12 protein-coding genes are annotated in these 12,459 nt (G+C 68.7%); 8 read left to right on the forward strand and 4 right to left on the reverse strand.

All coding sequences use genetic code 11. The annotated features are described in order from the left end of the window. Window positions 1–31 precede the first annotated feature (31 nt). A complete protein-coding gene (locus M2317_RS12455; RefSeq protein ID WP_429460748.1) occupies window positions 32–952 on the reverse strand; it encodes a heme o synthase in 921 nt (306 codons plus the stop codon). A 244-nt stretch (window positions 953–1,196) separates the two neighbouring features. Here M2317_RS12455 and tkt point away from each other — a divergent pair, with 244 nt between their 5' ends. Genes tkt through pgl form a run of 6 tightly spaced genes read left to right on the forward strand, consistent with a single transcriptional unit; the run spans window position 1,197 to window position 9,293 of the window. Beyond that, window positions 1,197–3,293 (forward strand): transketolase, encoded by a 2,097-nt coding sequence (gene tkt / locus M2317_RS12460; RefSeq protein WP_429460750.1) that lies wholly within the window; start codon window positions 1,197–1,199, stop codon window positions 3,291–3,293. Beyond that, window positions 3,290–4,402 (forward strand): transaldolase, encoded by a 1,113-nt coding sequence (gene tal, locus M2317_RS12465; RefSeq protein WP_429460591.1) that lies wholly within the window; start codon window positions 3,290–3,292, stop codon window positions 4,400–4,402. The genes tkt and tal overlap by 4 nt, the downstream gene beginning before the upstream one ends. Then, window positions 4,399–6,006: a glucose-6-phosphate isomerase gene (locus tag M2317_RS12470; RefSeq protein WP_429460593.1), complete on the forward strand. Its 1,608-nt coding sequence runs from the start codon at window positions 4,399–4,401 to the stop codon at window positions 6,004–6,006. Before tal ends, M2317_RS12470 begins: the two co-directional genes overlap by 4 nt. 22 nt (window positions 6,007–6,028) lie before the next feature. Next, window positions 6,029–7,576 carry a glucose-6-phosphate dehydrogenase gene (gene zwf, locus M2317_RS12475; protein ID WP_429460595.1) on the forward strand — a complete coding sequence of 516 codons (1,548 nt, stop codon included), beginning with the start codon at window positions 6,029–6,031 and terminating at the stop codon, window positions 7,574–7,576. Continuing rightward, window positions 7,573–8,508 carry a glucose-6-phosphate dehydrogenase assembly protein OpcA gene (locus M2317_RS12480; protein WP_429460597.1) on the forward strand — a complete coding sequence of 312 codons (936 nt, stop codon included), beginning with the start codon at window positions 7,573–7,575 and terminating at the stop codon, window positions 8,506–8,508. Before zwf ends, M2317_RS12480 begins: the two co-directional genes overlap by 4 nt. Further along, entirely contained in the window at window positions 8,505–9,293 is a 789-nt protein-coding gene (pgl, locus tag M2317_RS12485) for a 6-phosphogluconolactonase (RefSeq protein WP_429460598.1), read from the forward strand. Before M2317_RS12480 ends, pgl begins: the two co-directional genes overlap by 4 nt. Here pgl and M2317_RS12490 read toward each other — a convergent pair. Beyond that, window positions 9,287–10,309 carry a DMT family transporter gene (locus M2317_RS12490; protein WP_429460751.1) on the reverse strand — a complete coding sequence of 341 codons (1,023 nt, stop codon included), beginning with the start codon at window positions 10,307–10,309 and terminating at the stop codon, window positions 9,287–9,289. The genes pgl and M2317_RS12490 overlap by 7 nt on opposite strands. 61 nt (window positions 10,310–10,370) lie before the next feature. Here M2317_RS12490 and def point away from each other — a divergent pair, with 61 nt between their 5' ends. Together def and M2317_RS12500 are read left to right on the forward strand one after the other, a co-directional pair. Then, window positions 10,371–10,937 carry a peptide deformylase gene (gene def, locus M2317_RS12495; RefSeq protein ID WP_429460599.1) on the forward strand — a complete coding sequence of 189 codons (567 nt, stop codon included), beginning with the start codon at window positions 10,371–10,373 and terminating at the stop codon, window positions 10,935–10,937. A gap of 120 nt (window positions 10,938–11,057) precedes the next feature. Next, window positions 11,058–11,573, forward strand: a complete 516-nt coding sequence (locus M2317_RS12500; RefSeq protein ID WP_429460601.1) for a septum formation family protein — start codon at window positions 11,058–11,060, stop codon at window positions 11,571–11,573. 62 nt (window positions 11,574–11,635) lie between these two features. On the opposite strand, the gene M2317_RS12505 is transcribed toward M2317_RS12500, so the two are convergent. Together M2317_RS12505 and M2317_RS12510 are read right to left on the reverse strand one after the other, a co-directional pair. After that, window positions 11,636–11,998 (reverse strand): SHOCT domain-containing protein, encoded by a 363-nt coding sequence (locus M2317_RS12505; RefSeq protein ID WP_429460602.1) that lies wholly within the window; start codon window positions 11,996–11,998, stop codon window positions 11,636–11,638. A gap of 1 nt (window position 11,999) precedes the next feature. Next, window positions 12,000–12,434, reverse strand: coding sequence for a DUF6325 family protein (locus tag M2317_RS12510; protein ID WP_429460604.1), 435 nt, complete (start codon window positions 12,432–12,434; stop codon window positions 12,000–12,002). Window positions 12,435–12,459 lie beyond the last annotated feature (25 nt).

Consider the following 12,459-nt stretch of genomic DNA (forward strand, 5'->3'; position numbering starts at 1 on the left):
CGCATCCGGTGCGGGCGCGGTCGCCTCAGTGTCAGAACGGCAGAAGAGGGTCGATCGCGACGGCGACGAAGATCAGTGTCAGGTAGGTGATCGAGGCGTGGAACACGCGCATCGGACGAGGCTCGGTTCCCCGCACCGCACGGTTGTACAGGCGGTGCGATTCGTAGATGAACCACCCGCCGAACACGGCGGCCGACACCGTGTAGACGAGCCCCATTCCAGCGACCGGGATCAGCAGCAGCGAGCACGCGACCGTCGCCCAGGCGTAAAGGATGACCTGAAGACCGACCTGCGACGCGTGACGCGTGACGCCCAGCATCGGAACGTCGACGTCCTCGTAGTCGTCCTTGTACTTCATCGACAGCGGCCAGTAGTGCGGCGGCGTCCACAGGAAGACCAGCAGGAAGAGGATGAATGCCGGCCAGTCCAGGGACTCGGTGACGGCGGCCCAGCCGATGAGCACGGGGAAGCATCCGGCGATGCCGCCCCACACGATGTTCTGCTCGGTGCGGCGCTTGAGGATCATCGTGTAGATCACGACGTAGAAGAAGATGGCCACGGCCGACAGCGCGGCGGCCAGCCAGTTGGTGGTCAGCCAGAGCCAGATCGTGGAGACGACCGCCAGCGTCCACGAGAAGATGAGCGCGCCGCGCGGCGTGACTTCGCCCGTGACCAGCGGCCGGTTCTCGGTGCGGTGCATGTGCGCGTCGATGTCGCGGTCCAGGTACATGTTGAACGCGGCGGCGGAGCCTGCGCTCATCGCCCCGCCGATCACGGTGGCAAGCACGAGCCAGAGATCGGGGAGCCCGCCCTCGGCCAGGAACATCACTGGGACGGTGGACACGAGCAGCAGCTCGAGGACGCGAGGTTTGGTGAGGGCGACATAGGCCTTCACCGTGCGTCCGAGCGAGTGCTTCGGTGCGACCGACTGCGTCTGCGTCGAGATCTCGATCCCCTCCTCCGCGCGAAAGCGCCATACCTGCTCCAGTCTACGGCACCTGCGCTGCCGCGCCGATTCTCCGCAGGTTCCGTGACCGGTCACGCGTTTGTTACCTCACTCCGTAAGACGCACGTTGTGAGCGAACCAACCCGGCTATGCTGAAACCACTCGCGCGCCCGGCGCTGTGCACCCTCCGTGACGATGCGGAGCGCCAGGGAATTCGGGCGCCCTCGAAATTGTCGGAAAGGGCATGACCGTGTCGCAATTGCAGTGGGATGAGATCGATCGACGCGCGGTGGACACCGCACGAATTCTGGCGGCTGACGCCGTGCAGAAGGTCGGTAACGGTCACCCCGGCACCGCTATGAGCCTCGCGCCGGTGGCTTACCTCCTCTACCAGCGGGTTCTCCGCCACGACCCGACCGACACCGACTGGCTCGGTCGCGACCGCTTCATCCTCTCGGTGGGCCACTCGTCGCTCACCCAGTACGTCCAGCTCTACCTGGGCGGCTTCGGACTCGAGCTCGAGGACCTCGAGGCGCTGCGCACCTGGGGCTCGCTGACCCCCGGCCACCCGGAGTACGGCCACACCAAGGGCGTCGAGATCACCACCGGCCCGCTCGGCCAGGGCCTCGCATCCGCCGTCGGCTTCGCCTACGCGGCGCGCTACGAGCGCGGCCTGTTCGATCCAGAGGCCGCAGCGGGCACCAGCCCGTTCGACCACTACGTGTACGTCGTCGCCGGTGACGGCGACCTGCAGGAGGGCGTGACCAGTGAGGCATCGTCCCTCGCCGGTCACCAGCAGCTCGGCAATCTCATCGCGATCTACGACTCCAACCGGATCTCGATCGAGGGCGACACGAACGTCTCGTTCACCGAGGACGTCGCCGCCCGCTACCGCTCTTACGGCTGGCAGGTGCTCGAGGTCGATTGGACCCGCACCGGCGAGTACGTCGAGGACACCCAGGAGCTGCTGAACGCGATCGAGGAGGGCAAGGCCGAGACCGGCAAGCCGACCCTCATCGTCCTGAAGACGATCATCGGCTACCCGGCGCCCAACAAGAAGGGCACCGAGTCCGTGCACGGCAACGCGCTCGGCGCGGACGAGGTCGCCGCCACCAAGACGGTCCTCGGGTTCGACCCCGAGAAGAGCTTCGTCGTCGAGGATGCCGTCATCGCCCACACCCGTGAGCTCGCCGGCCGCGCCGCAGAGGCACGCGCCGCATGGCAGGCCGACTTCGATGCCTGGGCAGCGGCCAACCCGGAGCGCAAGGCACTGCTGGACCGTCTCGAGGCGCAGGCCCTCCCCGACGGCATCGAGAACGTCCTCCCCGTCTTCGAGGGCGGCACCGAGGTGTCCACGCGCGCCGCATCGGGCAAGGTCATCAACGCCCTCGCACCGGAGCTCCCCGAGCTGTGGGGCGGCTCGGCCGACCTGGCCGGCTCCAACAACACCACGATCTCGCCCGCGGCGTCGTTCATCCCCGCCGAGTGGTCGACGCACGACTGGTCGGGCAGCCCGTACGGCCGCGTGCTGCACTTCGGCATCCGCGAGCACGCCATGGGCTCGATCCTCAACGGCATCACCCTGCACGGGAAGACCCGCTCCTTCGGCGGCACCTTCCTCATCTTCAGCGACTACATGCGCCCGGCGGTGCGTCTGGCCGCGCTGATGGACATCCCGAGCATCTTCGTCTGGACGCACGACTCCGTCGCCCTCGGCGAGGACGGACCGACCCACCAGCCGATCGAGCAGCTCGCGACGCTCCGCGCGATCCCGAATTTCACGGTCGTCCGCCCCGCGGACGGCAACGAGACCGCGGCCGCATGGCTCGAGATCCTCCGCCGCCACGGCGGCCCGGTCGGCATCGCGCTGACCCGCCAGAACGTGCCGAACGTGGCACGCGGCGACGGTGCGGCCTCCGGCGACGTGTTCGCCTCGGCGGACAGCACGGCCAAGGGCGCATACGTCCTGGCCGAGGCGCCGAACGGCACCCCGGACGTCATCCTCATCGCGACCGGCTCCGAGGTGCAGCTGGCGGTCTCCGCCCGCGAGACCCTGGCCGCCGAGGGCATCAACGCCCGCGTCGTGTCCGCTCCGTCGCTGGAGTGGTTCGACGAGCAGGACGCCGAATACCGCGAGTCGGTGCTCCCGAAGGCCGTCACCGCCCGCGTCTCCGTCGAGGCCGGTTCCGTGCTGACCTGGCGCGGCATCGTCGGCGACCGTGGCCGCTCGATCGGCATCGACCACTTCGGCGCCTCCGCCGACTACAAGACCCTGTTCCAGAAGTTCGGCATCACCGCCGAAGCCGTCGTCGAGGCGGCGCGCGAGACCATCAAGGAGAACGCATGAGCACCCCCACAGCCCAGCTCCACGACGCGGGCGTCAGCATCTGGCTCGACGACCTCTCGCGCACCCGCATCAACTCCGGCAACCTCGCCGAGCTGATCGCGTCGCGCAATGTCACCGGTGTGACGACCAACCCGACGATCTTCGCGAACGCGATCACGAACCCGTCCGACACCTCGTACGACGCTCAGGTGACCGAGCTCGCCGCGTCGGGCGCGACTGCCGAACAGGCCGTCTTCGCCGCGACGACGCAGGACGTCGGCGCAGCTCTGGACGTCTTCCGCCCGGTGTGGGAGGCCTCCGGCCACGTCGACGGTCGCGTCTCGATCGAGGTCTCCCCTGACCTCGCTCACGACACCGACGGCACCGTGGCGCAGGCCAAGGAGCTGTGGGCGAAGATCGACCGCCCGAACCTCCTCGTGAAGATCCCCGCGACGAAGGCCGGACTGCCGGCCATCGCGCAGGCGATCGGCGCCGGTATCAGCGTCAACGTCACGCTGATCTTCAGCCTCGAGCGCTACGCCGCGGTCATCGACGCCTACCTGACCGGTCTGGAGACCGCGAAGGCCGCCGGCATCGACCTGTCGACGATCCAGTCGGTCGCCTCGTTCTTCGTGTCGCGCGTCGACACCGAGACCGACAAGCGTCTCGTCGAGATCGGCACCGAGGCCGCTCTGGCGCTCAAGAGCAAGGCCGGCCTCGCGAACGCCCGCCTCGCCTACGAGCTCTACGAGCAGACCTTCGCGGGCGACCGTGCCAAGGCGCTGCTGGATGCCGGTGCGAACCGCCAGCGTCCGCTGTGGGCGTCCACCGGCGTCAAGGACCCGGAGCTGCCCGACACGCTGTACGTCACCGAACTCGTCGCCCAGGGCGTCGTCAACACGATGCCGGAGAAGACCCTCGAGGCGACCTTCGATCACGGCGTGATCACCGGCGACACCATCACCGGCGGCTACGACGACGCGAAGGCCGTGTTCGCCGGCCTGGCCGAGGTCGGCGTCGATTTCGACGACGTCACCCAGGTGCTCGAGGACGAGGGCGTCGCGAAGTTCATCGACTCCTGGCACGATCTGCTCACGCAGGTCGCCGCCGGCCTCGAGGCGCAGCGATGACATTCTCCCTGCACGCCACCGGCGTGCCGAAGGTCGCCATCGACGAGGTCGTTCCCGGCCTCGTCGGCGACCTGGTCGCCTCGCGGATCACCGCCGGCGACACGACGCTGTGGGGCGAGGCGGCCGAGGCCGAGGCGGCTGTCCGCCTCGGCTGGGTCGAGGCCGTCTCGGTCTCGCGTCCCCTGGTCGCCGAGATCTCGGCGCTGCGCGCCGAGCTCGGCGCCAAGGGCGTGGACCGTGTCGTCCTCGCCGGCATGGGTGGATCATCGCTCGCGCCGGAGGTCATCGCGCAGACCGCGGGCGTTCCGCTCACGATCCTCGATTCGACGGCGCCCGGGCAAGTGCTCGCGGCGCTCGACGAAGGGCTCGAGCGCACCGTGCTGGTCGTGTCCTCGAAGTCGGGATCGACCGTCGAGACCGATTCGCAGCGCCGCACGTTCGAGGCCGCGTTCCGCGACCTGGGCATCGACCCCGCCGAGCGCATCGTGGTCGTCACCGACCCGTCGTCGCCCCTGGACGCTTCAGCCCGCGAGGCCGGTTACCGGGTGTTCAACGCCGACGCGAACGTCGGCGGGCGCTACTCGGCGCTCACCGCTTTCGGACTCGTGCCGTCCGGACTCGCCGGTGTCGACATCGCTGAGCTCCTGGACGAGGCCGAGGCCTCGCTGCTCGAGGTCGCCGTCGACGAGGCGTCCAACCCGGCACTCCGCCTGGCGGCCGCGATCGCCGGCTCCTCGCCGCGTCGCGACAAGCTCGGCCTGATCACCGACGGCACGCACATCGCCGGGCTGCCGGACTGGATCGAGCAGCTGATCGCGGAGTCGACGGGCAAGGCGGGCACGGGCATCCTGCCCGTCGTGCTGCTGCCGGTGTCGCCGGAGCTCGAGCCGCTGCCGGCCGACCTGCAGATCGTGCGTCTCGTCGACGACGCCAACGAGTTCCACCTGCACGAGCGCCACCCCGGCGAGATCCTCGTCAGCGGAACGCTCGGCGCGAACTTCATCGTCTGGGAGTATGCGACGGCGATCGCCGGGCATCTGCTCGGCATCAACCCGTTCGATCAGCCCGACGTGGAATCCGCCAAGATCGCCGCACGAGGACTGCTCGATGCACGACCCGAGTCGACAGCGCCGGCGTTCGTCGAGAACGGCGTCGAGGTCCGCGTCAGCGACGCGGCCCTGGCGGCATCCGAAACGCTCGAGGGCGTGCTCGATGCGCTCTGGGCTCAGCTCCCCGACGACGGCTACGTATCGATCCAGGCCTACGTCAACCGCCTCGAGCTGACGCAGCTGCCCGGCCTGCGCGAACTGGTCGCCGCCGACTCCGGTCGCCCGACGACGTTCGGCTGGGGCCCCCGGTTCCTGCACTCGACCGGGCAGTACCACAAGGGCGGGCCCGCTCAGGGCGTGTTCCTGCAGATCCTGGAGCGCACGGATGTGGATCTGGAGATCCCCGAGCGCCCCTTCACGTTCGGACAGCTCATCCAGGCGCAGGCCGCCGGCGATGCAGCAGTCCTCGCCGAGCACGGGCGACCCGTGGTGTCCCTGACGATCACGGACTCCACCGCCGACGTGCTCTCCCTTTTCGAAGCCGCTCAGAAGTAGCTCACAGGAGAATCCCCCACCGATGTCTGTCCCTGTTACGCGCGGGCACAACCCGTTGCGCGATCCCGACGATCGCCGCCTCAACCGGATCGCCGGGCCCAGCGCCCTCGTGATCTTCGGAGTGACCGGCGACCTGTCGCGCAAGAAGCTCATGCCCGCTGTCTACGATCTGGCCAACCGCGGCCTGCTGCCCCCGGGGTTCGCCCTGGTCGGCTTCGCGCGCCGCGATTGGGAGGACCAGGACTTCGCGCAGGTCGTCTACGACGCCGTCAAGCAGCACGCGCGCACTCCGTTCCGCGAGGAGACCTGGCAGCAGCTGCTGCAGGGCATCCGCTTCGTCTCCGGCGAGTTCGACGACCCCGCGGCGTTCGAGCGCCTGCGCGCGACCGTCGAGAAGCTGGACGTCGAGCGCGGCACGATGGGCAACCACGCGTTCTACCTCTCCATCCCGCCGAAGGCGTTCCGCGTGGTGGCTCACCAGCTCAAGGAATCCGGTCTGGTCGGCGACGAGGTCAGCGAGGATCACTGGCGTCGTGTCGTCATCGAGAAGCCGTTCGGGCACGACCTGGAATCCGCTCGCGAACTGAACCAGGCCCTCGAGGTCGCGTTCTCGGCCGACTCGATCTTCCGCATCGACCACTACCTCGGCAAGGAGACGGTCCAGAACATCCTGGCGCTGCGCTTCGCCAACGAGCTGTACGAGCCGATCTGGAACCGCAACTACGTCGATCACGTGCAGATCACGATGGCCGAGGACATCGGCGTCGGCGGTCGTGCCGGCTACTACGACGGCGTCGGCGCCGCACGCGACGTCATCCAGAACCACCTGCTGCAGCTGCTCGCGCTCACCGCCATGGAAGAGCCGATCAGCCTCTCCGCAGAGCACCTGCGCGCCGAGAAGGAGAAGGTCCTCGCGGCCGTCAACCTGCCGGAGGATCTGTCGCTCGCTCAGGCGCGGGGTCAGTACGACGGCGGCTGGCAGGGCGGCGAGCAGGTCAACTCCTTCCTCGGCGAGGAGGGCATGGACCCGCAGTCCACCACCGAGACGTACGCCGCGATCAAGGTCGAGATCGCCACGCGCCGGTGGGCGGGCGTGCCGTTCTACCTGCGCACCGGCAAGCGCCTCGGACGCCGCGTGACCGAGGTCGCCGTCGTCTTCAAGCGCGCCCCCGAGCACCTGTTCGGCCGTTCCAACGCCGCAGAACTCGGGCAGAACGCCCTGGTGATCCGTGTGCAGCCCGACGAGGGCGTCACGATCCGCTTCGGCTCGAAGGTTCCAGGCAATGGCACCAACGTCCGCGATGTCACGATGGACTTCGGCTACGGCCACGCCTTCACCGAGGCCAGCCCCGAGGCCTACGAGCGACTCATCCTCGACGTGCTCCTCGGCGACCCGCCGCTGTTCCCGCGGCACGAGGAGGTCGAGCTCAGCTGGAAGATCCTCGACCCGTTCGAGAAGTACTGGGCCGCGCAGGACAGCTCCCTGGAGCAGTACGCACCCGGTTCGTGGGGCCCGGCATCCGCCGACGCCCTCCTGGAACGCGACGGACGAGTCTGGAGACGACCGTGATCATCGACCTTCCCGACACGACCATCAGCCAGGTCGCCAAGAAACTCGTCAGCGTGCGCGAAGAGGGCGGCGCGGTCGCCCTCGGACGCGTGCTGACGCTCATCATCGCCGCCCGCAACGGCGTCGCCGAGGCCGCGATCGACGCGGCCAACGACGCGTCGCGCGAGCACCCGATGCGCGTGATCGTGCTCACCGTCGGCGACGGCGACGCCCACCTGGACGCGCAGATCCGCGTCGGCGGGGATGCCGGAGCGAGCGAGGTCGTTGTGCTGCGTGCCTTCGGCGACGCCGCCAGCAACGCCGAGAGCCTCGTCACGGGCCTGCTGCTGCCCGACGCCCCCGTCGTGGCCTGGTGGCCGGAAGCGGCGCCGGCCGACCCGGCATCCTCTCCGCTCGGCCGCATCGCCCAGCGCCGGATCACGGATGCCGCGGCCTCCGCCGACGTCCGCGACCGCCTCGGGCTCCTCGGGCAGGAGCACTCCCCCGGAGACACCGACCTGGCGTGGACGCGACTGACCCATTGGCGCGAACAGCTCGCCGCGGTGCTGGATCAGCCGCCGTTCGAGTCCGTGACGGCCGTCGAGGTTCGCGGATCGGCCTCGTCCCCGTCCACGGCGCTGCTCGCCAGCTGGCTGGGCCTCGCACTGGATGTTCCGGTCGCGTGGGCGTACGAGGACCCCGAGCAGTGGTCGGAGGGCATCAAGTCGGTCCGGCTGACGCGCGCCTCCGGCGACATCCTGCTCGAGCGTCCTGAGCCGGGCACCGCGATCCTGACGCAGCCTGGTCAGCCCGACCACGACCTGCACCTGCCTCGCCGCACGCTGCGCGAATGCCTCGCGGAGGAGCTGCGTCGCCTCGACCCCGACGTCCTGTACGGTCGAGTCATCACCGAAGGCTGGGAGAAGCTGGGTCCGCCAGCGTCGGCCGCATGAGCACCAGGGAGGCTGCTGCCGTGGAGAAGACCGTCGTCGTCGAGGCGACACCGCAGGCACTGGCCGACCGCGTCGCCGACCGATTCCTCGCCCGGGTTCGCGCCCGGACGAGGAACGGTCGGATCGCGCACATCGCCCTGACCGGCGGCTCCATGGGCGGCGCGGTGCTCGGTGCCGCGCGCGCGCATCCTCGAGTCTCGGAGATCGACTGGTCGCTCGTGCACTTCTGGTGGGGTGACGAGCGCTTCGTCCCGCGGGCGGATGCCGATCGCAACGCCCTGCAGTCCCGGAGCGCCCTGCTGGACCACATCCCGGTACCCGCCGAGAACGTGCACGAAGTCGCCGCCTCGGACAGCGGCCTGAGCCTGGATGAGGCCGCCGAGGCGTACGCAGCGGAGCTTGCGCAGTTCGGCTCCGAAGAGCAGCCATGGCCGTCGTTCGCCGTGTGCTTCCTCGGCGTCGGTCCTGATGGCCACATCGCCTCGCTGTTCCCGGATCGTCCAGAGGTCACGGTGACGGATGCCGCGGCTCTGGCGGTGCGCGACTCCCCCAAGCCGCCGCCGGAGCGCGTCACGCTCACCCGTCCTGTCCTGAACGCCTCGAAGCGGGTCTGGCTCGTGCTGACCGGCGCCGACAAGGCTTCGGCGCTCGGGCTCGCGCTCGCCGGCGCCAGCTATGCGAATGTGCCCGTCGCCGGTGCGAAGGGCCGCAAGCGCACGGTGTTCTTCGTGGACGAGGCCGCTGCCTCTGAGGTCTCGCCCGACCTCTTCGATCAGAGCTACTGACGCGGATCGGGTGCCGGCGGCTCATCCCCGGCATCCGTGTCCGCATCCGGCGTCGTGTCGCCGTCGCTGCCGCGTTTGATGGCGAGCTCCTGGCTCTCGCTGAGCAGCTGCGGATGGAACCGCGCCAGACCGATCACACCCCACACCGCGATGGCTCCCGAGATCAGGAAGACGAGCATCACCCAGTCGGGGGCGGCATCCGCCTCGCCGAGCACGATGATGCCGATCAAGACGGCCACGAGCGGGTCGACGACCGTGAGGCCCGCGATCACGAGGTCCGGCGGACCGGAGCTGTACGCGGTCTGCACGAAGTAGGCTCCGACGGCTGCCGCCGCGATCAGCGCGATCACGCACACCAGGGTGATCCAGTCGAATTCGCCGGCCTGAATGCGCGAGATGACGGCCTTAGCGAGCGTCGCGACGAAGCCGTACAGGATGCCGGCGCCGATCACGTAGAACAAGGCCCGCATGCGGTGGCGGAGGATGAGCCAGCAGACACCGAGCAGGATGATCACGACGAGCAGGATCGCGAGGATCGTGAAGAGCTCGTTGTTCGTGATCTCCTTCTCTACCGCGTAGATCGCCGCGAAGAACACGAAGATGAAGACACCGCCGACGCACGCGAAGATGGCGGTGAGGGATTGCCGGGTGGGTGCGTGCCCCGAGATCCGTGCGTTCAGCAGCGTCGTCATCACGAGCGCGATCGCGCCGAGCGGCTGCACCACGATCAGCGGCGCGATCGAGATCGCCGCCAACTGGCAGATGACCGCGAGCCCGAGCATGAGCGTGCCGATGAGCCAGGACGGGCGCGTCAGCAGCCGTTTGATCTGATCCATGCTGAGCCCGGCGGCACCGTCCGTGCCGCTCAGCCGCTCGACCTTCTCGACCCCGCGGTGCTGATACTGCGCGCCGAGCGACATGAACACGGCGCCCGCCAGCGCGAGCGGGATGCCGAGCAGCAGGGCGGGGTTCTCGAAGACGCCGACCAACTGATCGGTGACGTCGACCTCGGCCATCCATACCCCCGCGCTCACAGTACGACCTTACCGGGCGGCGCTCGCGCATTAGGGTTGTGGCGTGGCTGTTCTTCCGATTCGCATCATGGGCGATCCCGTCCTGCATTCCCCCGCTGTCAACGTCGATGAGATCACGGATGAGATCCGCACGCTCGTCACCGACATGTTCGAGACCATGGATGCCGCGCCAGGCGTCGGGCTGGCCGCCCCTCAAGTGGGTGTCGCGCTGCGCATCTACACCTACGCCTATGTCGACGATGAGGATCGTCCGTGGCGCGGTGTCCTCATCAATCCCGTGCTGTGGATGAGCCCGCCGGAACCGGGCTCCCCCGACCCTGATGAGGAGTCCGAAGGCTGTCTGTCGTTCCCCGGCGAACGGTTCCCGCTCCGCCGCGCCGACCGCGTGCTGGTGACGGGCACCGACCTCGACGGCGCGGACGTGCGCATCGAGGTGGACGGATGGCGCGCACGGATCATGCAGCACGAGTTCGATCACCTGGACGGCATCCTCTACGTCGACCGTCTCTCCGATGGGGATTGGAAGACCGTGCAGAAGATCGCGCGCAAGCGCGGGTGGGGCAAGCCGGGTCGCAGCTGGATGCCCGGAGTCGACGACCTCGAGGCGTGACGCCGCGGGCGTACAGCATTCTCATCGGCTCTTCAAAGTTGCGACACAGGGAACCTCCTGGATAGCGTTCAGGTGCGGGGGCTTTCTTTCCCGCGCCAAAATCTCTGGAGGGGGAACACAATGATGAAGCTTCGTACGCGCCGCGCGCTCGCGCTGGCGGGCTCGGCGGTCGCACTGAGCATCGCGCTGACGGGGTGCAGCACGATCAGCAACCTGATCTCGGGCGACGCGCCGCGCGATGAGGAGACCGGCGAGGTCACCGAGGAGTCGAACATCGACATCTTCTCGCTGAAGGTCGGCGACTGCATGCCGGCGAGCGACACGACCGGCGAGATGCAGGATGCGGATGTGGTGCCTTGCACCGAGCCGCACGCCGATGAGATCTTCTACGAGTTCGAGCTTCCTGAGGGCGAGTTGCCGAGCGATGCAGACATCCAGGCCGCAGTCGAGACGGAATGCGTTCCGGCCTTCACGGAGTTCGTCGGCTTGGACTACCAGGAGTCGACGCTCGACTTCTGGTGGATCAGCCCGACCGCTGACGGCTGGGAGCAGGCTGACGACCGTCTGGTCCAGTGCGCGATCTACGACCCCGCCGACGACGCGCTGACCGCCTCGCTCGAGGGTGCCGCGCGCTGACATCCGTCGCTCAGAACGAAGGGCCTCGCCGAATCGGCGAGGCCCTTCCCTGTCGCTGCTGGTCAGGAGAGGAGCTTCGCCTTGGCGGCGGCGAACTCCGCATCCGACAGCACGCCGGATTCCTTCAGAGCCGCGAGCTGCTGCAGCTGCGCCAGCATGTCGTTGCCCGCCGGTGCTGGCGCGGCAGGGACCGGCGCCGCCGGGGCGGCGGGTTGCGCGTACTGCGATGCGGCAGCCTGAGCCGCCGCATCGATCTGCGCCTGCTGTTGCGCGGCCTCGTACTGCTGCTGCTCGTACTGCGCTTGCGCCTTCTGCTGCTGGTTGCGCGCCATACCCCCGGAGACGGCTGACGCCGTTCCCGCGACGACGGCGGTGCGCGCGGCGAGCCCGATCAGACCGGGGCGTCCGAATCTGCGAAGCGGCATGTCATTCTCCTTCGTTCTCGAGGGTGTCCACCATCGCGTTGACGATGGGAGCGGGAATGCGCTCGCTGCGCAGAAGCACGCCGCCCGATGCGTTGAAGCGTTCGGCGAGCGTACGGGCGTACGTCAGTTCGAGCACGACCAGGGCGGCGGAACCGCCGGGCGGGATCTGCTCCGCCAGCTCGTCGATGTCCTCGCCGCCGGCGATGCCGGACGCGTGGATCTCGACGCCGCCGAGTCCGAGAGCATCGGCCTCGGCATCCACCTCGATGACCTCGAGTTCGCCGTCCTCGGACTTCGCCACGAGGACGAAATCGAGGAGGCGGACGAGCCCGCTGGCGAGCAGATCGGTGAGAGCTCCGAGCGTCGCCGGATCGGGACGCTCTCCTTCGAACCCGACGAGGTACAGCTCGACGGGACCGAAACGGAAGTCGGCCATGTGATTCCTTTCTTCGGTGATGCGG

The organism is Microbacterium sp. ZKA21, from assembly GCF_050434165.1.
Classification (GTDB): domain Bacteria; phylum Actinomycetota; class Actinomycetes; order Actinomycetales; family Microbacteriaceae; genus Microbacterium.